This window comes from Mycolicibacterium setense (assembly GCF_000805385.1).
GTDB classification, from domain to species: Bacteria; Actinomycetota; Actinomycetes; order Mycobacteriales; family Mycobacteriaceae; genus Mycobacterium; species Mycobacterium setense.
In genome coordinates, this window is the sequence record NZ_JTJW01000009.1 from 276,931 (window position 1) to 302,274 (window position 25,344).

Below are 25,344 nucleotides of genomic sequence, written 5' to 3' on the forward strand. Positions count from 1 at the left end.
CAATCCCGTTAAGGAGTGGAAATGGAATATCGCAGGGTGGGCGACTCTGACCTCATGGTCTCTGAGCTGAGCTTCGGCGCAGCGACTTTCGGTGGATCAGGAGAGTTCTTCGGCGCCTGGGGTGACACCGGCGTCAACCAGGCGCGGGCGATGGTCGATCTGGCCATCGAGGCCGGCATCAATCTGTTCGACACTGCCGACGTGTACTCCGACGGGGCCTCCGAGGAGGTGCTCGGCGCAGCTCTGCGCGGACGCCGCGACAGCGTACTGATCTCCACGAAGGCCGCGCTGCCGACCGCTCCCGGCGATTGGGGAACGTCACGGGCACGGCTGTTGCGGGCCGTCGACTCCGCATTGACACGTCTGCAAACCGACCGGATCGACCTGTTCCAGCTGCATGCCTACGACGCGTTCACACCGATCGAGGAGGTACTGGAATCCCTCGACACACTCGTCGAGCAAGGCAAGGTGCGCTACACCGGCGTGTCCAACTTTTCCGGCTGGCAACTGATGAAGTCACTCAGCCTCGCCGAAAAGCACGATCGCCCAAGGTATATCGCACACCAGGTGTACTACTCACTGATCGGACGCGATTACGAATGGGAGCTCATGCCGTTGGCGACCGCCGAGGGTGTCGGCGCGCTGGTGTGGAGCCCTTTGGGCTGGGGCCGGCTCACCGGGAAGGTGCGCCGCGGCCGGCCGCTGCCCGAGCGCAGCCGACTGCACGCCACCGCGGACGCGGGCCCGCCGGTCGATGACGACCTTCTCTACGGTGTCGTCGATGCACTGGATGCGATCGCCGAGGAAACCGGCAGAACCGTGCCTCAGGTCGCACTCAACTGGCTGCTGCGCAGGCCCACGGTCTCATCGGTCATCATCGGGGCCCGGGACGAGCGGCAGTTGCGGGACAACCTCGGTGCGGTCGGGTGGGCACTGGATGCCGACCAGATCGCGCGACTGGATGCCGCGAGCACCCGCGAGGCGCCGTATCCCTACTTCCCGTACTTCCGTCAAGACGGGTTCGCGCGGCTCAATCCGCCTCTCGGTGCAACCCGGTGAGATGCGTGTAAGCCGCCGCGTTGAGCTGGTTGTGGCCGACCTCGTCATCACTGAGTTCCCGGCGCACCTTGGCGGGCACACCGGCCACCAGCGAGCGCGGCGGCACCACCATGCCCTGGGGCACCACAGCACCGGCGGCGACCAGTGACCCGGCACCGATCACCGCACCGTTGAGCACCACCGCGCCCATCCCGACCAGGCTGTCCTGCTCGACGGTGCAGCCGTGCAGCACCACGTTGTGGCCCACCGTCACCCCGGTGGCGATCCGGCACGGGAAACCCGGGTCGACGTGGACGGTCACGCCATCCTGGATGTTGCTGCCCTCGCCGACCTCGATCGGCTCGACCTCGGCGCGCAACGTGGCGCCGTACCAGACGCTGGCACCGGCGGCCAGCGAAACCTGGCCGATCACACTGGCATTGGGGGCAACCCAGGCATCCGGGTCGATCTGCGGGGTATGACCGGCGACGGACACGATCAGCGGCTCTGGCATGCCGGTCATGGTAGACAGCCGACCGGCCCGCTCACGCGCCCTGGTAGACCTTGCGGTAGCTCGACGGCGACATCCCGACCCCGCGCCGCAGATGGTGACGCAGGTTGCCCGCGGTGCCCAGACCCGAACGTCTGGCCACCTCGTCGACCGACAGATCCCCCGATTCGAGCAGTTCGCGGGCCAGGTCGAGCCTGCGGCTGCGGATCCAGGCGCCCGGGGCCTGTCCGGTCTCCTCACGGAAGCGACGGTTGAACGTGCGGGCGCTCGTGTGGGCATGGGCGGCCAGTCGCGTCACCGTGAGTTCCTCGTCGAGGTGCTGCAGCGCCCAATCGCGAGTCGCCGCCGTCGACGCGTGATCGGTGACGGTGAACCCGTGGTCGATGAACTGAGCCTGTCCGCCCTCCCGCCACGGTGGCACCACGCAATAGCGGGCCACCGCGTTCGCCACCTGGGCACCATGGTCGGAGCGAATGATGTGCAGGCACAAGTCGATTCCGGCAGCCAGACCAGCCGAGGTCAGGACGTCCCCGTCGTCGACGAAGAGGACGTCCTCGTCAAGGCGGACGCCGGGGTGCAACCGCCGCATGTCCGCGGCGAACCGCCAATGGGTGGTGGCCGGCCGTCCGTCCAGCAGGCCCGCGGCGGCCAGCACGAACGCTCCGGTGCAGATCGACACCAGCCGGGTGCCGCGGCGGATCCGCGACAGGGCCTCGGTCACGTCAGCGCCCAGCACCCCCTCGGCCCGTGCCGGCGCGTACCTGGTGCCCGGGATCACCACGGTGTCGGCCGATTCCAACGCCTCGGCTCCGGCCGCGGGCACCATCGCGAACCCGGTCGTCGACGGCACCGGATCGGTGGTGAGCCCGCATGTCACGACGTCGTAGAGCGGATTGCCCGCGCCGTCGGTGGCGGTGGAGAACAGCAGCGGCGCGATGGTGGCGTCGAAGCCGACCACCGGGGCCAGCATCAGGACGGCGACGCGGTGCACGACGCCAGTGTGGCACGTTTTTGACGATTGCTGTCGTTTATGCCACTGGCACCGCACAGCCCTCCTCGGCGAAGGTGATCGGGTGACACTCGCCACCAACCCGAACCCGACGCGCTTCGGCATCCACTGGGCCTGGGTGGTCGCCGCGGTGAGCTTCGTGGCGATCCTCGGCGCGGCCGGGTTCCGGTCCATTCCGGGCGTGATGATGAATCCGCTGCACCATGAGTTCGGCTGGACGCACGGCACGGTCGGGCTGGCCATGTCGGTCAACATGATGTTGTACGGGCTCACCGCCCCGTTTGCCGCCGCACTCATGGACCGCTTCGGGGTCCGGCCGGTGCTGACCGTGTCGCTGCTGCTGATCGCCACCGGGTCGGCCGGCAGCATCGCGATGACGGCCAGCTGGCAGTTGGTGCTGCTGTGGGGCGTGCTGGTCGGCATCGGCACCGGGTCGATCTCGATGGGATTCGTGGCGATCATCGCCACCCGCTGGTTCGAACAGCGCCGCGGACTCGTCACCGGTGTGCTCACCGCTGCCAGCGCCACCGGTCAACTGCTGTTCCTGCCGGTCGTCGCGGCCGTCACCACGGCACACGGCTGGCGCTGGGCCGCCTTGATCGTCGCGGCCGCCTCGCTGGCAGTCGTCCCGCTCGTCGCGCTGTTCATGCGCAACCGGCCCGCCGACCTGGGTCTGGCACCGTACGGGGCGACCGAACTCGCCCCGCCCGCCCCGGCTCCGGCGGGCGGCTTCAAGACCGCCTTCGACGGCCTGCGCCTCGGCGCACGGACCCGCGTGTTCTGGCTGCTGGCCGGAAGCTTCGCGATCTGCGGGATGACCACCAACGGGCTGATCGGCACGCACTTCATCCCGGCCGCCAACGACCACGGCATGCCCACGACGGTCGCCGCGGGCCTGCTGGCCACCATCGGCATTCTCGACGTCGCGGGCACGGTGTTCTCCGGCTGGCTCACCGACCGCGTGGACCCCCGGCTGCTGCTGCTCGTCTACTACGCGGGCCGCGGCCTGTCCCTGCTGCTGTTGCCGTCACTGCTGTCCCCGCACGCCGAACCGAGCACCTGGGTATTCGTCATCTTCTATGGCCTGGACTGGGTGGCCACCGTGCCGCCGACGATCGTGCTGTGCCGCGACTACTTCGGGGACCGTTCGCCGGTGGTGTTCGGCTGGGTGTTCGCCTCCCACCAGGTCGGCGCGGCCATCGCGGCCGCGGGCGCAGGATGGCTGCGGGATCTGAACGGCAACTACGACCTGGCTTTCCGGCTCGCGGCCGGGCTGTGTTTCGTCGCCGCGGCACTTTGTCTCAGTATCCGAAAAGCGCAGGTCACCGCGGTCGAGGTGGTCAGCGTCGACAGGTCGACTTTGCCGTAACGACGACGTAGCGCTTACGATCCGATGCGGCGCCGCGGGGAACGCTGAGTCGGTGGTGCTCGCGGTCGCTCTCCATAGTCGCGCGGAAGATTCGCGTAACGCGTCACCGGCAGCCGACGAATAAAGGCTAGGCATGAGCGGGAGGAAAACCCACCAATGAAGACTCGCACCAAGACACTGGGCGTTGCAGCGGCCGTCGCCGCCATGACGGCGTCGCTGCCGTTGGCGGTCACCGCCTACGCCGATCCGGCGCCGACGACGACCACCGCCCCGGTCGTGGAGATCCCCGACCCGCAGGGCTCGGGCTGCGACAACTTCAAGAAGGCCATGCCGGAGTGGAAGAGCCTCGCGGATCTGCCCGCGGGCAAGGTTCTGGCCAGCATCCCGGACATCAGCACCTTCAACGCCGCGCTGTCCGGCGGCATGAACCCGGCCGTCAACATCGTGCCGGTGCTCGACAACGGGCCGTACGTGATCTTCGCGCCGACCAATGACGCGTTCGCCGCCATGGAGCCCGGCAAGCTCGACGCCCTCAAGGCCGATCCGGCCGCGCTCACCAGCCTGGACTACTACCACGCGTTCCTCGGCCTGCTCGGCCCCGATGACGTCAAGGGGCAGCGGCCCACCCAGCAGGGCGCCGAGGTCAAGGTGACCGGCAAGGGCGGCGACATCAAGGTCAACGACACCGCCAAGCTGGTCTGCGGTCCCATCCAGGCGCAGAACGCCCGGATCTACATGATCGACACCGTGCTCGATCCCAACAGCCCGCCGGAGGCCCTGGTGCCGACGATCAGCGGCACCAGCACCACGAAGGCAGCGGAGACGACCACCCCGGCCACCCCCGCCGCCGACGCACCGATCGGCTGATCTTTCCCAGCGCGACTCAGCGCGAGAAACGTAAAACTGCCCCTTTCATGTGAAAGGGGCAGTTTTGCGTCTGCTCGGCGAACTAGACGCCCAGCTCGCGGCCGATGATCTCCTTCATGATCTCGGTGGTGCCACCGAAGATCGTCTGAATACGTCCGTCCACGTAGGCGCGGGCGACCCGGTACTCCATCATGTAGCCGTAGCCGCCGTGCAGCTGCACGCAGTTGTCGACGACCTTCTTGGCGACCTCGGTCGCCCACCACTTGGCCTTGGCGGCTTCGACCGCCGTCAGCTCGCCGTCGACCACGCCCTGCAGACAGCGGTCGATGTAGGTCTCGGTGACCTCCAGCTCGGTCTCCATCTCGGCGAGCAGGAACCGGTTGTGTTGGAAGCTGCCGATGGGCTGGCCGAATGCCTTGCGGTCCTTGGCATATTGCAGCGTCTCCTGGAAGACCGCCCGCGCACCGTAGATCGCCGAGATGGCGATCGAGAGCCGCTCCGAGGGCAGGTTGGTCATCAGGTGGTAGAAACCGCGACCCTCCTTGCCGAGCAGGTTGGCATTCGGCACCCGCACGTTCTCGAAGTTCAGCTCCGAGGTGTCCTGGCTGTGCAGGCCCATCTTGTCGAGCTTGCGGCCGCGGGTGAAGCCTTCCATCCCGCGCTCCACCACGAACAGTGAGAAGCCCTTGTGCCCGGCCTCCGGATCGGTACGCGCCACCACGACACACAGGTCGCAGTTGATGCCTGAGGAGATGAAGGTCTTGGCGCCGTTGATGATCCAGTCGTCACCGTCACGCACCGCCGAGGTGCGGATGCCGGCCAGGTCACTGCCCGCGCCCGGTTCGGTCATCGCGACCGCGATGATCGTCTCGCCGCTGGCGATGCCGGGCAGCCAGCGCTTCTTCTGCTCGTCGTTGGTGAGGTCCTTGAAGTACGGACCGACGACATCGTTGTGCAGGCTCAGCGCCGGGCCGTGCACGCCGGCCTTGGCGATCTCCTCGTCGATGATGGCGTTGAACCGGAAATCGTCGGAACCGCCGCCGCCGAACTCCTCGGGCATGTTGAACCCGATGACGCCGTACTTGCCGGCCGCCGTGTACGCCGACCGGTCGACGATGCGCTCGGTCTCCCACTTCTCGGAGTTGGGCACGAGCTCACGCTCGATGTACTCCTTGACCGTCTCGCGGAACGCCTCGTGTTCGGCGGTATAGATGTGTCGCTTCATGGCTTACTTTGCCTTCCAAACAGGTTCGCGCTTCTGGGCGAAGGCCAGCGGCCCTTCCTTGGCGTCCTCGGTTTGCAGCAGCGTGCTGAACTCACGGTTGGTGCGCTTCCAGCCGTCCTTGTCGCCGGTGATGACGCCCTCGTCGGCGCCGTACGCGACCCGCTTGCTCGCCTGCACGGCCAGCGGAGCGTTGCCCGTGATCCGTTCGGCCAATTTGAGTGCGGCGTCGACGACGGTGCCATCCGGCACCACCTGGTTGATCAGGCCCCAGCGCAGCGCGTCGGCCGATGACATCGGCTCACCGGTGAACAGCAGCTCGTTGGCCACCTTGCGGGGCAGCTGCTCGGCGATGCGGAACACGCCACCGGCACCGGCGATCAGGCCCCGCTTCACCTCGGGCAGACCGAATTTGGCGTTCTCCTCGGCGACGATCAGATCGCTGGCCAGGGCCAGTTCCGTGCCGCCACCGAGAGCGGTGCCGTTGACCGCGGCGATGGTCGGCTTGTCGATGAAATGGCTGACGTAGCCGGCGAATCCGTATTCCGGATGTTCGGGGTGGAAGAGATTCTCGCCCCGCGAGATCGCCTTGAGGTCGGCGCCGGCGCAGAACGACTTGTCCCCCGATCCGGTGAGCACGACGACACGGATCTCGGGATCGTTCTGGGCCTGCTCCAACGCGTCGCCGACGGCGATGCTGACCGAGGCGTTGATCGCGTTGCGCGCCTCGGGCCGGTTGATCGTGATGAGCAGTACGTTGCCGCGCTTCTCTACGAGCGCGCCGGGCTGGTTGTCGGTGTCGGTCACAGGAGCTCCAGGATGGTCGCGTTGGCCTGGCCGCCACCCTCGCACATGGTCTGCAGGCCGTACTGAATGTTGTTGTCCCGCATGTGGTACAGCAGGGTGGTCAGAATACGGGCACCGGAGCCGCCGAGCGGGTGGCCCAGGGCGATCGCGCCGCCGTTGGGGTTGAGCCTGCTCTCGTCGGCGCCGATGTCCTTGAGCCAGGCCATCGGAACCGGGGCGAACGCCTCGTTGACCTCGAATACGCCGATCTGATCGACACTCAGGCCGGACTTGGCCAGCGCCTTCTGGGTGGCCGGGATCGGCGCGGTCAGCATGATGACCGGATCGGCGCCGGCGAGCACCGCGGTGTGCACCTTGGCAAGTGGCTTGAGCCCCAGGTCTTTTGCCTTCTCGGCCGACATCACGAGCAGCGCGGCCGATCCGTCGGAGATCTGGCTGGAGTTACCGGCGTGGATCACACCGTCCTCCTTGAAGGCCGGCTTGATGGCTGCCATGGACTCGACCGTGCCGCCGCGACGGATGCCACCGTCCTCAAGCACTGTGCTCTTGTTGCCGTCCGCGTCCGTCACGTTGATGCCCACGATCTGATCCTTGAACGCACCGGCATCCTGTGCGGCAGCAGCTTTTTCGTGCGAACGCAGGGAGAACTCGTCGAGCGCCGTGCGCGAAAGGCCCCACTGCTCGGCGATCATCTCGGCGCCGACACCCTGGTTGGGCGTCTTGTGGTCGTAGCGCTCGCGGAACGCCTCCGGGTAGGGATGTCCGCCGCTGGCCAGCGAGGATCCCATCGGGGTGCGTGACATCGACTCGACACCACCGGCCACGACGACGTCGTAGTGGCCGGCGATGACGCCTGCGACGGCGAAGTGCAGGGACTGCTGGCTGGATCCGCACTGGCGGTCGACGGTGACACCGGGGACCGTCTCGGGCCAGCCCGCGGTCAGCAGGGCGGTGCGGGCGATGTCGAGCGCCTGCTCGCCGGCCTGCATGACACAGCCCCAGATGACGTCGTCGACCAGGGCGGGATCGATCCCGGCGCGCTGCACCAGACCGTTGAGGACCTGGGCCGACAGCTCAGACGGATGCACACCGGAGAGGGCGCCGTTGCGCTTGCCGACAGGTGAGCGGACAGCCTCGACGATGACGGCTTCAGCCATGACTTCTCCTTTGAAGGGTGGGGGCGCCCCCCGTTGTAACCAATTGGGGCACTCGAGGTGAAAATAGACCAGAAGGTTTACTAGGTCAACCTACTAGTTGGTAGGGGACTCCGACGTGCGCGGAACGCCTGACCCGGCACGTCCGGCCGCCGCCAGCAGTTCGTCCCGGAAGTCAGGATGCGCGATGGCGGCCAGCGCCTGTCCCCGCTCCGATACCGAGAGGCCTTCCAGCTCGGCGGCGCCATACTCGGTGACGATCACGTCGACGTGATGGCGAGGCGTGGTGATGACCGCTCCGGGAGCGAAGCACGGCACGATCCGCGACCGCAGGACGCCGTTGTCATCGAACGTCGAGGGTAGGCAGATCAGTGAACGGTCCGACAATTCGAGCCCGGCGCCCGCCACGAAGTCCTCGGCGCCGCCGATACCGCTGAACTGGTCGCCGTCGATCGTGTCCGCCACCACCTGGCCGTAGATGTCGACCGCGAGCGCACCGTTGATCGACACCATGTCGCGGTTGGCACCGATCACCTCGGGCGCGTTGACGATCTCCACCGGCAGGAATGCAACGGACTCATTACCGTCCAGCCACGCGTAGAGCTCCGCGGAACCGAAGGCGAACGTCGTCACGCTCACCCCGTCGTATTGCCCTTTCGCGGCGTTGGTGACCTTGCCGGCGCGGTGCAGTTGCATACAGCCATCGGTGAACATTTCGCTGTGCAGTCCGTAGTCACCGCCCTCGCCCTCGGCCAGCAAGCCGGCGATCTGGCTGGGAATCGAGCCGATCCCCGTCTGCAGGGTGGCCCCGGAGCGGATGTAACCGACGGCGTGCCGTGCGATCGCCCGGTCGGCGTCGGACGGCGCCGGACCGGGTAGCGCGAGGGGCGCATCCGTCGAGCGCACCATGATGTCGATCTCGTCGACGTGGATCGCGTGACGGTGTCCGCCGAATCCGAAGGTTCGCGGAAAGCTGTCGGAGACCTCGACGACCAGCAATCGTTGTGGGTCGGCCCCCGCACGGCGCAACTCGTCGACCGTGCCACCCGCGTGCAGGGACAACGAGCACCATCCGTCGGTGTCGGGGGCCGTCGCGACCGTCGTCATGACCCGCGGAGACCGTTGTTGCAGAAGCGGCCCGAAGCGGCGGAAGTCCGCGGGCGTGAACTGGATGTCCGCACCGCCGTCGCGCAGCATTCGCTCGAGCGGACCGAAGAATCCCGACAGATAACGGACTCCGTTCCGCGAGAACAGTTCTGTGCCGACACCGAGCAGCGCCCCGTACACCCGCAAGTCTGTCCAATCCGTGCGTTCGCCGAGCGCACGCAGAAACGCCGGCGGTTGGCCGGGGCCGAGCGGCATGCCCAGCGTGTCGGCGGTATCGAGCCGCGCGGCGGCCTCCTCGGGCGTCAACTCCACTGGCATAGCCGACACCCTGCCACGTGAGCCGGGGCGTTCAGTCGAGTTCGGCGACCGGCGCGCAGCGTGGCCGCCGTCGTCGATACGCCGGACCGCGGGTGCTGGCAGAATCGACACTCACCTGCAATATTCCGTTGAATCGTCCGCTGACCACCCCACATGGTTTACTGAGTTGCATAGCTGAGGTACAGGGAGTCGACCGTCAGGGAGGTGCAGTGGCTCGCAATACACCCTTGGCCCCGATGATCGGGCCCGACGCGATCACGCCGCACGCTCCGGTTCGTTCCCCCAAGACCGCGGAGCTCGTCGCAGGCACATTACGACGCATGGTTGTCGACGGGCAGCTCAAAGAGGGCGACTTCCTGCCCAACGAAGCCGAGCTCATGGAGCACTTCGGGGTCAGCAGGCCCACCCTGCGCGAGGCCGTGCGGGTACTGGAGTCCGAGCGTCTGGTCGAGGTCCGCCGCGGCTCCCGCACCGGCGCCCGGGTCCGGGTGCCCGGTCCGGAGATCGTCGCCCGCCCGGCGGGCCTGCTGCTCGAACTGTCCGGTGCCGACATCGCCGACCTCCTGGTGGGCCGCGCGGCGATCGAGCCGATGGCCGCCCGCCTGCTGGCCGAAAAGGGCGACGAGGCAGCGTTCGCCGAGCTGGAACGGATGCTCGACGAACACATCCCCACGGACTACCAGTCAGACCGACTGGCCGAGACCACCGGCGACTTTCACCGCCGCGTCGTCGAGCTGTCGGGCAATGCCACTCTCGGCATCATCGCCGGCATGCTGCACGAGATCACCGTGCGCCACCACGCCTTCCTGTTCAAGGAGCGCAGGCCGGTCTCGAAGTCCGATTACGACAAGCTGATGCGGTCCTACCGCAAGCTGATCCACCTGGTCCGCTCCGGCGACGGAGATGCCGCGGAAGCGCACTGGCGCAAGCACCTTGACACTGCTCGAATCCTCATGCTGCAGGACATCGAGAGCGTCAAGGTGCGCGACGTCATGCGCTGAGCCCGCCGCGACCGGCTCAGGTGACTGCGGCACCCCGCTGGACGTGGACCGGGAGCTCGTCGTCCCAGGGCTGCCGCGTCACCATGTCGGCCACCTCGACGTGTCCGCGCTCGAACTCTCCGGTGGCGGCGTCGACGAGGCGGTACTGCTGGGTCTGACGCTGGATCGGCTGGGCGTCGAGCATGACGATGCGCACCTCCCCCGGCTCGAAATGGCACCGCTTCTGCAGGGCCGCCACCAACTGCTCATTGCTCATGTGCCCGTCACCGAAGTTCCAGCCGATGGCCGTGGACACGATGCGCTCGCCGTCCGTCAGCACGTAGTCGTCCTCGTTCTGCCCGGCCATGGCGCGGTGCGCCAGGGTGAACAGCGCGCGGCCGTGAGAATTGAAGCCCCGGAACGCATATCCCATGTAGAGGTACATCTGGGCGGTTTCCGGACTGCCGTAGTACCGCTCCATCTGGGAGGCAGGCATGCTGGCGATCGCCACGATGTGCTTCTCGATCTTCTCGGCGGCCGACGGCTTGACGCACCACAGCGAGGTGTCCCAGTTCCCGGCGTAGTACCGCATGCCGGGCAGGAAGGAGATCTTGCGCGGGAACAGGTTTCCCAGCACCACGGTGCCCGCCGACACGGCGAACAACACGATCGGCCACGGGCTGCCGAGATCCGTCAGGCCCACCTCGGCATGCCCGACGAACAGCGCCAGTACCGAGAACATCATGAAGACGTTCCATTCCAGCGGCACGCCCATCGGGATGGAACTCAGGATGCCGAAGTGGAAGCACAGCATCACGAAAGCAGCGATCGCTGTCGGCCAGCCACCGTGGGAGAAGAACAGCACCAACGGCACCAAACCCTCGATGGCAGTGGAGAAGTGCGCCAGGAAGCGAGACGGCCGGCCGGGCCGGAGGTCATCGGGGAAGCGCTCGAAGAACCTCCGTTTGATCCAGCGCGGCCGGATCACCGGATTGTTGCTCATCATCGTCGAGATGACGAACGGGAAGTGCTTGGTCAGCTTGGAGGACGCCGCGCCGATCCAGATGGTCAGGCAGACGAGCTTGGCGGCGATGACGATATCGGCGCCGCTGAACAGGAAGCACACCGCCAACGCGCCGTACACCTCACCGCGGGCGGCCAGGAAGATCACCTTGTCCCGCAGGCCCATCACCGCCAGCAGGCCGACGATCGCCGCGGTCTGCCACACCGGCAGCACGCCGATCTGGCTGCCGAGAGCCGGGATGGGGCCGGTGCCCTGCGACGCCAGCGCCACCACGAGCATCACCAGCAGTGCCCCGTACAGCACGACATCGACGGCGCCGCGGCTGTCGCCCTTGGTCAGCGGCACCCGGTCCGGCCACGGTGGCAGCCGAATCGTCTTGGGCCGCAACCAGTACAGGATCGAACCCATGGGCGGGAAGAACCGGTTGTTGAGCGGGCCGAAGCCGCAGCCGAGGCCGACGACCTCGAACAGCATCGTGTAGAACACGACCTTCTGGTAGACGATCGGCTCGGCGTACCAGGAGGACACATTCGTGAAGCCGTCGATTCCGGTGGTGGTCAGCGCGATCAGCCAGGCACCCAGGATGTAGGCCAGGATCTTGACGACGTAGAACAGGTGCAGCACTACAGGGGTTCCGAAGCCGACCTCGGCCCAGTGCCGCGCCATCGGCCGGATCTTCTCGGCTCGATTGCCCTTGCTCCACTGCTCGAAGTCGATCTGGGGAGATTCTTGTTTGAGAAAACCCATGCCGGTCAGATTAGAACGTGTTCTAGTCGAGCTTCACGCGAACAGACACATATGTACCTGACACGCCGTGGCGAAAGGTACATATGCGTCTGCTCGGCGGGAAGTCAGGACTTCACCGGCGGCCGGTAGAAGATCACCAGTTGGCCGATGCCACCCGCCAGGCCGAGCACGATCGCGATCGCCATGCCGCACCAGCCGTGCAGCAGGTGGTAGAAGCTGCAATTGGAGAACAGCAGGTGATCCAGGCTGAAGCGGCCGGCCCCGGTCCCGGCGATCGCCACCGCGGACGCCGCCAGGATCAGGTTGTACTCCCAGCCTTCCTTGACGATGAAGAAGCCGTTGGCCCGGTGCACGGTCCAGGCCGCCACCAGCATCAGCGCCACGAATCCCGCGGCGGGCACCGGCGTGAGCAGGCCGAGGGCCAACCCGAGACCGGCGGCGATCTCGGTGCTGGCCGCCACCCGGGCGTGGAACATGCCCGGCTTCATGCCGATGCTGTCGAACCAACCCGCGGTGCCCGGGATGCGCCCGCCACCGAAGAACTTGTTGTAGCCATGGGCGGCCATGGTCAGGCCGAGCACCACGCGCAGGAGCAGGATCGCAGTGTCGTAAGCAGAGGAAGCCATGTAACAGAATGTAGGACATCTGTTAAGCCGCCGCCCAGCCCCCATCCACACTGAGGATCACCCCGTGGATGTTGCCTGCGTCCTCACCGGCCAGGAATGTCACCGCTGCGGCGACCTCTTCGGGTGTGCTCATGCGGCGGGACGGGATGCGGGCGAGCACCGGGGCGACGTGCTCAGCGGCCTCCAGCGCCCGTTCCGTGGCAATCGGCCCTGGTGCCACCGCGTTGACCCGTACCCCGCGCGGGCCGTACTCGACCGCCCACGACTTGGTCAGCGAGTGCACGGCCGCCTTGGTCGACGAGTACAGCGCCGACTGGTCCCCGCCGATCAATCCGGTGATCGACCCGACGTTCACCACCGCGCCGTGGCCACGCTCGGCCATGGCGGGCACCAGGGCGCCGGTCAGCAGAAAGGGTGCGACGACGTTGGTCTGGTACGACTCGAGCAGCGCCGGCTCGGACACCTCCCCGCTGGGTTCCGGCATCCCCCACACTCCGGCGTTGTTCACCAGGATGTCGATCTGCCCGCCGGCTGCTGCCGTGGCTTCTCGCGCCAGCCGTCGCACTTCGTCACCCCCGGCACCCAGGTCGGCGGCGACGAACTCGGCCCGCCCTCCGGCAGTACGGATCTCGTCGACGACGGCATCGCCGCGTTCCTTGTTGCGGCCGCTGACGATGACGAGGGCGCCCTGGGCCGCCAGCGCCTTGGCGATGGCGACACCCAGGCCGCCGGTGGATCCTGTGACAAGTGCAGTGCGGCCCTTCAGAAGGGTACTGCGCGTAATGTTTGGACTCATGAGTCCAGGTATAGGCAGATGAAAATGGACCTGCAAGTCCAGAAACTGACTGCCAAGGGTGAGGCCACCCGGCGCCGGATCATCGAGGGCGCCGCCGCCGTGATCCGCAGCCACGGCGTGGCCGCCACCACGCTCGACGACATCCGCGCCCACACCCAGACCTCCAAGAGCCAGCTTTTCCACTACTTCCCCGACGGCAAGGATCAGCTGTTGCTCGCCGTCGCCGAACACGAGGCCCAGATGGTGCTCGAGGATCAGCAGCCCTACCTCGGCGAGCTGACCTCGTGGGCAGCCTGGCAGCGCTGGCGCGACGCGGTGGTTGAGCGTTATCGCCGCCAAGGCCAGAGCTGCCCGCTGAGCCTGCTGATGTCAGAGATCGGCCGCACAACTCCCGGCGCCCAGGCGGTCACCAAAGCCCTACTGCAGCAATGGCATGACGAGATCGCCGCGGGCATCCGGCACATGCAGGCGCAGGGAAAGATGGCCGCCGACCTCGATGCCGACCGGACGGCCGCCGCTCTGCTGGCCGGAATCCAGGGCGGGGTCAGCGTGATGCTGGCTTCCGGCGACCTGAGCTACCTGGAGTCCGCGCTGGACGTCGGCATCGCCATGCTGCGCCGCGGTTAGCCTGCCAGCGCCACATCAAGCCGGGCGAGGTAGGCGTCGATGTCGCCCACCGCCGACTGCGCCGCATGCACGCTGACCGCGACGGTGTCACCGATGCCGTGTACCCCGTGGGTGAGACCCATCATGAGCGACAGCGAGGGATATCCGGCCGTCAGCACCACGTGCGCGGCGCCGAGCCTCAGGTCGGTCCCGCCCCGGTTGACGCTGGACACCACCGTGTTGCCGGTCACCATGGGAGCGCGCACCGTCGGATCGAATTGCTCTATCCCCCAACGCAGCAACGGAGCCGGCGTGGCGGCGAACGCCCGGCTGGACGCCAACATCGCCGGGTGTGCGGCGCGGCGGCGCCGGTCTGCGAAATCGGCGACGATGCACGCGACGCGGTCGGTGCCGGCAAGTTCCGGATACAGGCCGATACCGACGTTGCCGAAGTGGTTGTGCGCGTGGCGCACACCCGGATTGGCCATCGGCACCTCGGCGCCGAGCGCCGTCGTGTCATCCCCGAGCTCGCGCAGATGCTCGCCCAGCGCCGACGAGATGGCGGCCAGCACCCCGACAGTCACGGTCGGACCCGGTATCTGGGCACGGTGCCGCACTATCGTGCGCACCCAGCGCTGCCCGCTCGGTGCGGCATTGCTGTGCAGCACCGGGCGCGACGGCGCAGGCGGAGGGACCGCCCCAGATACGGTGTCGCGCACCAACTGCCGGTGAGTGCGCGCGGCCGCCACTGCACGCCACGGCAGCCGCGCGGCGCGAAGTCGCTGAGAGGACACCGGGGCGATCTCACCGGGCCGCCCCAGCAGCCAGGCGGCCAGCGCCGAGGCCCGAGTGCCGTCGGCAAGGGCGTGGGACATCTGCAGCACGACGACGGCGCCGGTGCCGGCTCCGGGTATCTCACGGACCCGGCCGAACACGTGCAGCCGCCAGGGCGTGACGGTGGCGTCGACCTGGTGGTCGGCCAGGCCGGCGACGCCGTCCAGGCATTCGTTCCAGCCCAATTCGTTGTCGTGCCTGACGAACTGGTCATCGCCCACTTGCCGCGGGACCCACGCCGGATACGTCAGCCGGCAGTCGTCACGGACCTGTACGGACAAATCGGGGCAGCGTTGAGCACGGGCGCGGACCTCGTCCAGAGCTGCGTCCAGATCGTCGGGCACACCGCCGAACGCGTACAGCAGGAACTGATCGTTGGGAAACTTGGCCGACATCCACCAGTTCTGGGCGTCGATCGCGGCCAGCCGGCGCACCGGTCAGCTCCTCGCAGGGCTGCCGATGAAATCGACGATGTGCTCGGCCACCACGTCGGGTTGCTCGAGCTGCAGAAAGTGGCCGGCCCGCTCGACGATGTTCACCGCGCTGTCCTCCGGCAGGATCTTCTGCACCCAGTGACCGTAATCCGCTGTGGCGCAGCCATCGTCGGTGCCGTGCAGGTACAACGTCGGGACCCTCGGTGGCGACAGCCAGTACTGGTGCAGCTCGGCGTACTGCGGCGGCGGCTTGCTGAGGCGAATCGTGGCCCGGTAGTACCCGAGCGCCGCGCGCCAGCGATCCCGCGCCCCGATCGCCGCGTCGACATGGCGCACGTCCTCGGCCGCGTCGTATCCCGGTGACCACAGCTTCCACAGCCGGGGCACCACCCAGGATGCGGAACGGTCCGGTAGCCAAGGCAATTGGAAGTACATCATGTACCAGCTGCGCAGCATCTGACGCGGCAACCGGGCCATCAGCTTGCCCGCCTCGGGTACCCGGCCCAGCGGCTGGAACGACGCAGGAGGGGGCACCGACATGATCACGGTCTTGGCGAACGCGTTGTCCGGCATGGCGGCCAGGCCCGCTGCGGCGATCGCCCCCCAATCGTGCCCGATGAGGACGTCGCGGCCGGTCGGCCCCGCGGCCTGCAGCACGCGCAACGCATCGTCCATCAATGCGCCGATGTGGTAACTCCCGTCGGCAGGTATCGACGAGGGCACGTAGCCGCGCATGAACGGCGCCACCACTTTCCAGCCCGCCTCTGCCAGCGCCGGCGCCACCTTGCGCCAACCGTAGGCGGTGTCGGGAAAGCCGTGGAGGCACAATGCGACCGGCCCGTCATCCGGGCCCCACACCAATGCCCGCAGTTGCACCGCGGGCGTGGCGACATCGATCCAGCGCGGCCCGGTCACAGCGGCACCGGCTCGTACTCGGACATCAGCCATTCGTCACCGACTTTGACCATGGTGACCCGTGCGACCGACGGAGTCTTCTGCGGCATGTTGTCGCCGACCTGAACGCTCTGGTTGACGAACAACACCAGTTCGGCGCGATCAGACTTCGCGCTCACCACGCCGGCACGCAACACCTCGGCGAAGGCCGCGATCCGCTGAGCATGTGCCGCCGGGATGACCTCGTTGGTCATCGCGGTGTAGGTACCGAGGAACTCCCCGGTCATCCGGTCGCGGGCGGCAGTGAGCTGCTGTTCAACGGTTTCGGTCTCGTACGAGAGCATCTGGCCGGTGATCTCCTTGGCCGCCTGCACCGATTCGTCTCTGGCCGTGGCGCTTTGATCCTGCGACACCGTCAGCCACCGCAGCACACCGCAGGTCAGTGCCAGCACCAGCGCGACGGCCGCCAGCACGATGCCCAGGCTGACCCGCGACCTGGCGGGCGATGGCGAGGCTTCGTCAGGCTCGGCGGCCTCGTCCGCAGCGTCGTCGGCTGCGTCATCCACCGCCGTCTCATCGGCTTCGTCGTCGGCGCTTTCCGTGTCCGCATCGACGTCGGTCCTGACGTCCGCGTCGACCGACTCGGGCTCGACCACCGACTCGGGCTCGGCCGGCGCCGTCGTTTCGACAGGTTCCGCGACGGGTTCCGCAGCCTCGACGGTCTCCGGCGCGGGGCTGATCTGCTCGGCGCTCTGGACGGGATCGGCCGCGGCCTTACGACGCCCGGCCGGCGGCATCTTGTGCCGGCCGCTCACTGGATGAACTCCACGTTCGAGACCTTCGCCTTGCCTTCAATTTCCTGCACTGTCAACACCATTCGCCACACCTGGGGCGCCTGCTCCGGCACGCCCGCATTCGTCGACCGAACGGTCACCGACACGAGAACATCCGCCTTGTCCTCCGAGTAGGACTCCAGCCCCGATGAGGTGACGGTGCCCACCGACTTCGACTTGATCTGCTTGACCACCTCGAGGAACGACTTCGAACGCTTGTCGAAGTCGTCGTAGAACCGTCCCGTCGAATTGTCGAGCACTCGCTGGACGTCGTCTTCGGCGTGCTCCCAGTCGATGCTGGTGAGGTTGATCGCGCCCTCCCGCGCGGTGTCCATGAACATCGAACGGCGCTGCTGATCGTCATGAACCTGATAGAAGCTGTAGCCCAGCCAACCGGTCAGCGCCACCAGCGCGACGACCAGCACGCCGCCGACGAGAGCTGCCGAAGGCGAGCGTAGGAACCCGCGCCGATTCGGTGCCGCGCCGTCATCCCCTGCGGGCGCGGGCTCTGTGCCCTCGGCCTCGGGTTCGGCGCGGGCGGTCGATTCTTTCTCGGCCTCGGGTTCTGGAACCTCTGCCTGTGGGGCGGACTGGCTCGACTCCGCGGTGTCGGTCGGCTCGACCGCGTCGGCGTCGGCACTGTCGTCTGCCATACATCTGCTCCTCGGTGGCCCTACGTGGTGCGTGCAACGGCACGCGTGCGGTCCAAAGTACGTGGCACCGGTCACACCGTCATCAGCGGTACCGGCAGTCCCGGATAGACCTACTCCGGGTGCGGCGGCTTCCCGTTCCCGGACTCCGCGCAGGTGATTCGTGCTCCCACGGCCCGCAGCGCGAAGTCCACCACCTCGGCCTGGGCGACCTCGCATTCCCCGTCGGAGCACAGTCTGGACATCGAATGGGTGACCACCGCGCCGATGGCGATCGCGTCCTGTTCCGGCTTGGCCATCGGAAACGACCCGTCGTCCAGACCGCGGCGCAGGATCGACGCCAGCGAGCGCTCGCGGTCGTCGTGCCACTGCTCACGGGCCGCGCGATACCCCTTGGCCGCGCGGACCTCGTCCGAATCGAGCACGGTCATGTGCATGCTCAACCGCGCGTCCTGCAGCAGGCCGAAAATCTGGCCGAGCCACACGCGAAGTTGCTCAGTGGAAGACCCGTCGAAATTCTCGGCGATCCGGTCGAGTCGGCGGGCCAGCGAGTCGCCCTCGCCCCGCATCATGGCCAGGAACAACGCATCCTTGGATTCGAAGTGCCGATAGAACGCGCGGGTCGACAAGCCCGCCCTGGCCAGCACGGCGGCCACCGGCACCGCACCGGTGTGGGGCTCGGACAGGCAGCTGAAGGCAGCCTCGATGATGGCGTCGCGCTCGCTGACGTCGGCGACCACCTCATCTGCCGCGGCGCCTCGCTCGATCTGCACGATTGACGATTCTAGGAACGGCACGCGGTGCGGGTCGCAGATGTGGAGAAAATGCACGTGGGTAACGTGACCTCCCGGGGCCTGCCGAGAGGAAAGTCCGTGAACACCGGGAAAACCGAGCACAGCGAATCGCGTACTGTCACGTTCCGCGGGGTCGATGACCTGAACCTGGTCGGCGACGAGTGGAACCGGGGCGCCCCGTCCGCCGCTGACCGGCCCACTGTCCTGCTGCTGCACGGCGGCGGGCAGAACCGGTTCTCCTGGAAGAACACCGGGCAGATCCTCGCCGATGGTGGTTTGCATGTGATTGCGCTCGATGCCCGAGGTCACGGCGACAGCGACCGCTCACCGAGCGCGAACTACTCGGTGGAAGCGCTTTCCGCGGATGTGCAGCACGTGCTGTACCAAATCGGACGCCCGGTGGTGCTGATCGGCGCCAGCATGGGCGGGCTCACCGGCATCCTGGCCGCGCACGAGGCCGGCCCGGAACTGGTCACCAAGCTGGTGCTGGTCGATGTGGTCCCGCGGTTCGAGAAGAGCGGGAGTGCCCGCATCCGCGACTTCATGTTCACCAACGTCGACGGTTTCGACTCCCTCGAAGAGGCCGCCGAGGCCGTCGCGGCCTATCTGCCCTACCGCACCAAGCCCCGCAGCCCCGAGGGTCTGAAGAAGAATCTGCGGCTGCGCGACGGACGCTGGTATTGGCACTGGGATCCGGCCTTCCTCACCAAACCCGAGGATGACCCGTTCGTGCGGGTGGAGAAGCTCGAACAAGCCGCGATGAACCTGACCGTCCCGATCCTGCTGATCCGCGGCAAGCTGTCCGACGTAGTCAGCCCCGAAGGTGTGCAGGACTTCTTGGACAAGGTTCCCGCCGCCGAGTTCGTCGAGTTGTCCGATGCGGGGCACACCGCCGCCGGTGACGACAACGACGCGTTCTCCCAGGTCGTCGTGGAGTTCGTCGCACGGTGAACGCCGCGCGTGACACTGTTGGCTTCAATTTCCTGCGCGAACCCGAACTGCCCGCCCCGCAGATCACCGATACGCAGGCCCGCGACATCCTGGCCGCCCACTTCGATCTGCACGGGAACGTCAAATCGCTTGGCAGTCAACAGGACAAGAACTTCCTCGTCAGCGCTGACGCCGGCATCGCCGGGGTGCTGAAGATCGCCAACCCGGCGTTCAACGAGACCGAACTGACCGCCCAGGAGCTGGCCGCAGAGCTGATCGCAACGGCCGAGCCGGATCTGCGGGTGGCACAGTCGTTGGCCAACCGGAACGGCGAGAAGCTCACTGCGGTAACCGGTCTGGGACCGTCCGACGGCACCGCCCATGTCCGGCTGCTGCGGCACCTGCCCGGCGGAACGCTCATCGAAACCGGGTATCTGCCGCCGGCCACGGTCGGCGAGCTCGGCGCGTTGGCCGGCCGCGTCAGCCGGGCGTTGGCCGGCTTCAGCCATCCCGGGCTGGACCGCGTCCTGCAGTGGGACCTGCGCTACGGGGCCGATGTGGTGCGCAGGCTGGTTTCCCACGTCGACGACGACGAGGCGCGCGCCCGTCTGCAGGCCGCCGCCGATGAGGCCTGGGCACACATCGAGCCGCTGGCAGAGACGTTGCCCGTACAGGCCGTGCACATGGACCTCACCGACGCGAATGTCGTTGTGTCCCATGACAGTGGCGGTGTGGTGCATCCCGACGGGATCATCGACTTCGGCGATCTCGCCGACAGCTGGGCGGTCAGTGAACTGGCCATCACGCTGTCCTGCGTACTGCAACATCCGGGCGGCGAGCCCAGCGCCGTGCTGCCGGGCATCCGCGCCTTCCACGCCATCCGGCCGCTCAGCGTTGCCGAGGCAGAAGCGTTGTGGCCGTTGCTGGTTCTGCGTACCGCGGTCCTGATCGTCAGCGGTGCACATCAGGCCGGATTCGATCCGGACAACGACTACCTCACCGAACAGGCCGACGGAGAGTGGCAGATGTTCGAGCGCGCCACCTCGGTGCCGATCGAGGTGATGACCGCCCTGATCAAGGCGGACCTCGGGCTGGCCGCGCCTCCCACGCCGGTGCACGTCGACCGGCCGATGATCGCTGCGCCCGGGGCAGTGGTGACGCTGGACCTCAGCGCGACGTCTGATGCCCTGGACGACGCGTTCGTTCCCGGCGGCTGGCTGAAAGCCGACGTCGAGGACGAGTTGGCCAGGGCCGCGGTCGGCGAGGGCGCGGACTTGGTGGTCACCCGGTTCGGGCAAGCTCGGATCTCGCGGGCTCCGGCATTGAGCCAGGACGAGCCGGCGGTGGTCTCGACCGGGGTCGGTGTGTGGCCGGCGGACCGGCTGGAGTTGGCCGCGCCGTTCGCCGGTGAGGTCATCGACCGTTCGGCGGATTCAGTGACATTCCGCGGTGCCGAGTACGAGCTGACCCTCACCGGGATCAGACATGTTCCACACGTCTCGGGCGCTCCGGGCGACGTTCTGGGCACGGCCGAGCCTGGCCGTTGGACCCACGTCACCCTGCGCCCCGTGGGTGCCCCTCACGCCCCTGAACTGGCCACGCCCGGCCTGGCGCCGGGCTGGCTGACCTGCGTGCGTGATCCGCGGCCGCTGCTGGGGCTCGCTCCGCTCGAAACCGAGCAGGCAGAGGCCGATCTGATGGCCCGGCGGGACCGGACGTTCGCGCCCGTCCAGGAGCACTACTACCGGCGGCCCCCGCGCATCGAACGGGGCTGGCGGCACTTCCTGATGTCCACCAGCGGGCGCTGCTACCTGGACATGGTCAACAACGTCACGGTGTTGGGGCATGCGCACCCCCGCGTCGCGGCGGCCGCGGCCCGTCAGCTCCGCAAGCTGAACACCAACTCGCGGTTCAACTACGCCTCCGTCGTCGAATTCAGCGAACGCCTCGCCGGGCTACTGCCGGATCCGCTCGACACGGTGTTTCTGGTCAACTCCGGATCCGAGGCCAGCGACCTGGCGCTGCGGTTGGCGATCGCGGCAGCGGGCCGGCCCGACGTCGTGGCGATGCGGGAGGCGTATCACGGCTGGACGTACGGCACCGACGCCGTGTCGACCTCCACCGCGGATAACCCGAATGCGCTCACCACCCGGCCGGATTGGGTGCACACCGTCGAATCGCCGAACAGCTTCCGCGGCAAGTACCGCGGCAGCGAGGTGAGCCGCTATGCCGCGGACGCGGTGGAACAGATCGAGGCTTTGATCGCGGACGGGCGGGCTCCGGCGGCGTTCATCTGCGAGACGGTCTACGGCAACGCCGGCGGCATGGCCCTACCCGACGGATACCTGCCGCAGGTCTACGCGGCGGTGCGCAGGGCGGGCGGATACGCGGTCGCGGATGAAGTGCAGGTCGGCTACGGCCGCCTCGGTGAGTGGTTTTGGGGTTTCCAGCAGCAGGGCGTGGTCCCCGACATCGTGTCGATGGCGAAATCGGTCGGAAACGGCTACCCCTTGGGCGCGGTGGTCACCACCCGCGAGGTGGCCGAGGCGTTCCGCAGCCAGGGTTACTTCTTCTCCTCCACCGGCGGCAGTCCCCTGTCGTGCACGATCGGGATGACGGTGCTCGATGTGTTGAACGACGAAGGGCTGCAGGCCAACGCGGCCCGCGTGGGCGCCCACCTGAAGTCACGGCTTGAGGAGCTGGCTGCGCGCCACCCGATCATCGGCACCGTTCATGGTGCCGGCCTGTATCTGGGTGTCGAGATGATCCGCGATCCCGACACTCTCGAGCCGGCCACCGAGGAAACGGCCCTCATCTGTGACCGGATGCTCGAACTCGGAGTGATCATCCAGCCGACCGGCGACCACCAGAACATCCTGAAAACCAAGCCGCCATTGTGCATCGACATCGAAGCGGCCGATTTCTACGCCGACACCCTGGAGCGGGTACTTACCGAAGGCTGGTGAGCGAGGCTGTCCGACATGCCCCGAAGTTGCCGACGAGAGGTAACCGAGAGCTTGACGAACACTTTCCGCAGGTGCCACTCGACGGTGTGGGTGCTGATGAACAGCTGCTCTCCGATCGCAGCGTTGGTCAGTCCGGCTGCTGCGAGCCGCGCGATCTGTGCCTCCTGAGCCGTCAGAACATCGCCGCCGGCAACCGGCTGTCGGCCCGCCCGCTCCCCCTTCGCGATCAACTCGCGCCCGGCACGATCGGCGAAAGCCCGGGCACCAAAGGCACAGAACATGTCGTGCGCGATGGTGAGCTGCTCCTTGGCCGCCGACCGGCGCTTCCGACGGCGCAGCCATTCCCCGTAGCGCAGATGGGCCCGGGCCAGGTGGACCCTGATGCGGGTACGTCCCAACCGGTCGATCGCCTCACGGTAGTGAGCCTCGGCGTCTCCATCGCCGGCCACCAGAGCCCGTGCGCTCGCCAAAGTCCCTAGGGCCCAATCCGTGTCGCGAACCGATATACGCTCGGTGAGGCGCCCGCAGGCCTCCTGCGCAGCGTCGATGTTGCCGATGCGGGTCGCCGCCTCGATCAGTTCGACCAGATACCATCCGTACAGTCCGAGGTCCTCATACTCGGCAGCCTGCCGGGCCGCGGCGAACGCCTCCTCATAGCGGCCCAGACCATTGCAGAGCACAGCGGTCGCATATCGGGCCAGACCCAGCACCCGGCCTTCCCCAGAGGCAGATGCCGTCTCGGCACCAGCCTTGAGCGCATCGAGATGGTCCGGATCACCCTTCCACGCATCCAGCGCAAGCGAGTGATAGCGCAGCGGTGAGTAGTAGCGGGTCGACAGGGAGGTCGAATCAGCCTCCGTCAGAAGGTCTTCGGCGGCAACGAGCTCGCCGGCCAACATGTGCACGACGGCCCGGTAGGCCAGGGTCTCCGGAAGCAGTGCCAACGCGTCGGACGCCCGGACTCGTCGCACTGCCGCCGTGGAGAGCCGGTGCACCAACCTGTCATCCCATAGTTCATAGGCCGTGGACTGCTGGATGAGAGGCAGCGCGGGCACCATCCACCGCGACGCCTGGGAATCGGCATCACGACGATGCGCACCCAGCTCCTCCACCGCCGCCGGCAATCCCTCCCCGGCATACGGAACACCGATGATCTGAGCCGTCATGCCCCGCAACACGGTGACCACCGGCCCAGAACCGGTGGATAGGCTTTCGATACCGCACCGCGCGGTCTCGGCCGTCCGCGCCACGTCCGGGATATCTCCGAGCCGGCCTGCGTACATCGCCGCAGCGAGAGCTTCAAGATGCGTCTCAAGGCTCACCTCAGCGTCGAAGTGCTCGAATTCGACTGCAGCATCACTCATCCGGGATGCGATCTCACTCAACGAAGCCGCCCTGCCGTCGCCGCTGCGCCGCTTGGCGAACTCCATCTGCGCGGACAACCGCGCGGCTCGCGCCCGCTGCAGGCCGGTCATCGTTGCGAGGCCCGCCATGGCGAGCAACTCGTCGGCATCGGAAAAGGCGCCGGCATCGAGCTTGGCCCGCGCTGCGGCCAGCGCGCGGTCACAGCGAAGTTCCGGAACCGATGTCAGGACCGCGGCCCGCTCGAGAAATGTTGCGGCAACCGCCACACCGTTCCTCGCGTACGCATGACCGGCAGCGACTTCCAGTTGCGCTGCCACCTCATCGTCGGGCCACGTCGCGGCGTTGGCGATATGCCAGATCCGGCGGTCCGGATCGATCTCGACATCGGTGACTTCGGCCAGTACACGGTGCATCTCGCGGCGTACGGACGGGGCGGCAGCGTGGTAAGCGGCCGACCGCGCGAGGGGGTGCAGAAACCGCACATCGGAGTCTATTTCGACCACTCGGGCGGCTACCGCGGGCGCCAGCACGTCGGCAGTGATTCCCAGGCTGTCCGCGACGCGACCCAACACAGCGGCATCGCCGACCGGCTCGGCCGCAGCGGCGAGGAGCAGCTGCCGAGTCGATCCGGGAAGCGCGCGGATCAACTCGACATAGTCGAGTTCGATTCTTTTGGCCCCCGAAGGGGTGTCGCCGGGGCGCAGCGCCCCGGCAAGTTCTGCGGCGGCACGATCACGCGGAAGTGAAACCAAAGCAAGCGGATTACCGTGGGTCTCGGCGATGATCCGATCGCTGACGCGCGGGTCGAGACGGGTCATCATCACCGTGCCCAGCAGGACTCGCGCGTGCTCATCCGACAACGGGCCGATCATGCGTTCGGGCAATCCGCTCAACACGTCTGCCCCGAGGTCACGAGTCGCGAACACCAACCCGGCCCGTTCGGTGGTCAATCGCCTCGCCACAGCAGCCAGAACCGCCAGCGTCACGGGGTCCAGCCAATGTGCGTCATCGACGACCCAGACCAGCGGCTCATCGCGGCAGGCAGCGGTCAGCAAATTCAAAACGGCTGAGTGCACCAATTTTTCGGTCGGCGGCGCACCGGATCCCAGTCCCAGAATCACCACCAGTGCGTCGCGTTGGGCAGTCGGCAGTTCGGCGAGGTGGCCGAGCAGCGGTCGGCACAACTGCTGTAGGCCGGCGAAGTCGAGATCCATGTCGAATGGCACTCCGGTCACCCGTACCGACCGGTAGTGCCCGACCCGCTCGAGAAGATGGTTCAGCAACTCGGTCTTCCCGACACCGACCTCCCCGCGCATCACCAGAACCCTGCCCCCGCTTCGCACTCCCGTGACCAGATCCTCCAGAACCCGGCATTCGGTATCGCGTCCGATCAGCACGCGCGCACCGGCATCGTGAAAAGTTCTCCGCCACATACACATATCGACCGCGCGGCAGCCGATTCT

Annotated in this window: 22 protein-coding genes; 7 read left to right on the plus strand and 15 right to left on the minus strand. The window is 67.4% G+C overall.

Going from position 1 to position 25,344, the window contains the following annotated elements; translation table 11 throughout:
• Positions 1-21 precede the first annotated feature (21 nt).
• Positions 22-1,059 (plus strand): aldo/keto reductase, encoded by a 1,038-nt coding sequence (locus QQ25_RS23915; RefSeq protein ID WP_039381454.1) that lies wholly within the window; start codon positions 22-24, stop codon positions 1,057-1,059.
• Here QQ25_RS23915 and QQ25_RS23920 read toward each other — a convergent pair.
• Positions 1,031-1,552 carry a gamma carbonic anhydrase family protein gene (locus QQ25_RS23920; protein WP_039324483.1) on the minus strand — a complete coding sequence of 174 codons (522 nt, stop codon included), beginning with the start codon at positions 1,550-1,552 and terminating at the stop codon, positions 1,031-1,033. The genes QQ25_RS23915 and QQ25_RS23920 overlap by 29 nt on opposite strands.
• 31 nt (positions 1,553-1,583) lie before the next feature.
• Positions 1,584-2,540, minus strand: a complete 957-nt coding sequence (locus QQ25_RS23925) for a GlxA family transcriptional regulator (RefSeq protein WP_039381455.1) — start codon at positions 2,538-2,540, stop codon at positions 1,584-1,586.
• Between the two features lie 82 nt (positions 2,541-2,622).
• On the opposite strand from QQ25_RS23925, the gene QQ25_RS23930 reads away from it, so the two are divergent.
• Together QQ25_RS23930 and QQ25_RS23935 are read left to right on the plus strand one after the other, a co-directional pair.
• Positions 2,623-3,927, plus strand: a complete 1,305-nt coding sequence (locus tag QQ25_RS23930) for an MFS transporter (RefSeq protein ID WP_052236022.1) — start codon at positions 2,623-2,625, stop codon at positions 3,925-3,927.
• Positions 3,928-4,083: 156 nt separating this feature from the next.
• Entirely contained in the window at positions 4,084-4,794 is a 711-nt protein-coding gene (locus QQ25_RS23935; RefSeq protein WP_039323853.1) for a fasciclin domain-containing protein, read from the plus strand.
• Between the two features lie 82 nt (positions 4,795-4,876).
• Here the strand turns inward: QQ25_RS23935 and QQ25_RS23940 are convergent, their stop codons facing one another.
• From QQ25_RS23940 to QQ25_RS23955, 4 genes are all read right to left on the minus strand, one after another.
• The gene (locus QQ25_RS23940; RefSeq protein WP_039381457.1) at positions 4,877-6,019 is read right to left on the minus strand and encodes an acyl-CoA dehydrogenase family protein; all 1,143 of its coding nucleotides are present in this window, start codon (positions 6,017-6,019) and stop codon (positions 4,877-4,879) included.
• 3 nt (positions 6,020-6,022) lie between these two features.
• On the minus strand, positions 6,023-6,823 hold the full coding sequence (locus QQ25_RS23945; protein WP_039323859.1) for a crotonase/enoyl-CoA hydratase family protein: 801 nt from the start codon (positions 6,821-6,823) through the stop codon (positions 6,023-6,025).
• Complete coding sequence (locus QQ25_RS23950) at positions 6,820-7,980, minus strand: thiolase family protein (protein WP_039323863.1); 1,161 nt, start codon at positions 7,978-7,980, stop codon at positions 6,820-6,822. The genes QQ25_RS23945 and QQ25_RS23950 overlap by 4 nt, the downstream gene beginning before the upstream one ends.
• Before the next feature lie 93 nt (positions 7,981-8,073).
• Complete coding sequence (locus QQ25_RS23955) at positions 8,074-9,402, minus strand: acetyl-CoA hydrolase/transferase family protein (protein ID WP_039381459.1); 1,329 nt, start codon at positions 9,400-9,402, stop codon at positions 8,074-8,076.
• Positions 9,403-9,611: 209 nt separating this feature from the next.
• On the opposite strand from QQ25_RS23955, the gene QQ25_RS23960 reads away from it, so the two are divergent.
• Positions 9,612-10,403, plus strand: a complete 792-nt coding sequence (locus tag QQ25_RS23960; protein ID WP_039323867.1) for a FadR/GntR family transcriptional regulator — start codon at positions 9,612-9,614, stop codon at positions 10,401-10,403.
• Positions 10,404-10,419: 16 nt separating this feature from the next.
• Here the strand turns inward: QQ25_RS23960 and QQ25_RS23965 are convergent, their stop codons facing one another.
• The 3 genes from QQ25_RS23965 to QQ25_RS23975 all read right to left on the minus strand — a co-directional run bounded on the left by QQ25_RS23965 (position 10,420) and on the right by QQ25_RS23975 (position 13,575).
• Positions 10,420-12,153 (minus strand): DUF3556 domain-containing protein, encoded by a 1,734-nt coding sequence (locus tag QQ25_RS23965; RefSeq protein WP_039381460.1) that lies wholly within the window; start codon positions 12,151-12,153, stop codon positions 10,420-10,422.
• Between the two features lie 104 nt (positions 12,154-12,257).
• On the minus strand, positions 12,258-12,779 hold the full coding sequence (locus QQ25_RS23970; protein ID WP_039323870.1) for a DoxX family protein: 522 nt from the start codon (positions 12,777-12,779) through the stop codon (positions 12,258-12,260).
• A gap of 22 nt (positions 12,780-12,801) precedes the next feature.
• Positions 12,802-13,575: an SDR family NAD(P)-dependent oxidoreductase gene (locus QQ25_RS23975; RefSeq protein ID WP_039381463.1), complete on the minus strand. Its 774-nt coding sequence runs from the start codon at positions 13,573-13,575 to the stop codon at positions 12,802-12,804.
• A 24-nt stretch (positions 13,576-13,599) separates the two neighbouring features.
• Here QQ25_RS23975 and QQ25_RS23980 point away from each other — a divergent pair, with 24 nt between their 5' ends.
• A complete protein-coding gene (locus QQ25_RS23980) occupies positions 13,600-14,202 on the plus strand; it encodes a TetR/AcrR family transcriptional regulator (RefSeq protein ID WP_039323874.1) in 603 nt (200 codons plus the stop codon).
• Here the strand turns inward: QQ25_RS23980 and QQ25_RS23985 are convergent.
• The 5 genes from QQ25_RS23985 to QQ25_RS24005 form a co-directional block, all read right to left on the minus strand.
• Complete coding sequence (locus tag QQ25_RS23985; RefSeq protein WP_039381464.1) at positions 14,199-15,449, minus strand: WS/DGAT/MGAT family O-acyltransferase; 1,251 nt, start codon at positions 15,447-15,449, stop codon at positions 14,199-14,201. The genes QQ25_RS23980 and QQ25_RS23985 overlap by 4 nt on opposite strands.
• Before the next feature lie 3 nt (positions 15,450-15,452).
• A complete protein-coding gene (locus QQ25_RS23990; RefSeq protein ID WP_039381466.1) occupies positions 15,453-16,364 on the minus strand; it encodes an alpha/beta fold hydrolase in 912 nt (303 codons plus the stop codon).
• Positions 16,361-17,158, minus strand: coding sequence for a hypothetical protein (locus tag QQ25_RS23995; protein WP_052236024.1), 798 nt, complete (start codon positions 17,156-17,158; stop codon positions 16,361-16,363). Before QQ25_RS23995 ends, QQ25_RS23990 begins: the two co-directional genes overlap by 4 nt.
• Positions 17,155-17,829, minus strand: a complete 675-nt coding sequence (locus QQ25_RS24000) for an Rv1363c family protein (protein ID WP_039323882.1) — start codon at positions 17,827-17,829, stop codon at positions 17,155-17,157. Before QQ25_RS24000 ends, QQ25_RS23995 begins: the two co-directional genes overlap by 4 nt.
• Before the next feature lie 110 nt (positions 17,830-17,939).
• Positions 17,940-18,599, minus strand: coding sequence for a TetR/AcrR family transcriptional regulator (locus QQ25_RS24005; protein ID WP_308205436.1), 660 nt, complete (start codon positions 18,597-18,599; stop codon positions 17,940-17,942).
• Positions 18,600-18,698: 99 nt separating this feature from the next.
• On the opposite strand from QQ25_RS24005, the gene QQ25_RS24010 reads away from it, so the two are divergent.
• Together QQ25_RS24010 and QQ25_RS24015 are read left to right on the plus strand one after the other, a co-directional pair.
• Positions 18,699-19,571: an alpha/beta fold hydrolase gene (locus QQ25_RS24010; RefSeq protein WP_039324487.1), complete on the plus strand. Its 873-nt coding sequence runs from the start codon at positions 18,699-18,701 to the stop codon at positions 19,569-19,571.
• Positions 19,568-22,516, plus strand: coding sequence for an aminotransferase (locus QQ25_RS24015; RefSeq protein WP_039323884.1), 2,949 nt, complete (start codon positions 19,568-19,570; stop codon positions 22,514-22,516). The genes QQ25_RS24010 and QQ25_RS24015 overlap by 4 nt, the downstream gene beginning before the upstream one ends.
• On the opposite strand, the gene QQ25_RS24020 is transcribed toward QQ25_RS24015, so the two are convergent.
• Positions 22,474-25,314, minus strand: coding sequence for a helix-turn-helix transcriptional regulator (locus QQ25_RS24020; protein ID WP_039323887.1), 2,841 nt, complete (start codon positions 25,312-25,314; stop codon positions 22,474-22,476). The genes QQ25_RS24015 and QQ25_RS24020 overlap by 43 nt on opposite strands.
• Positions 25,315-25,344 lie beyond the last annotated feature (30 nt).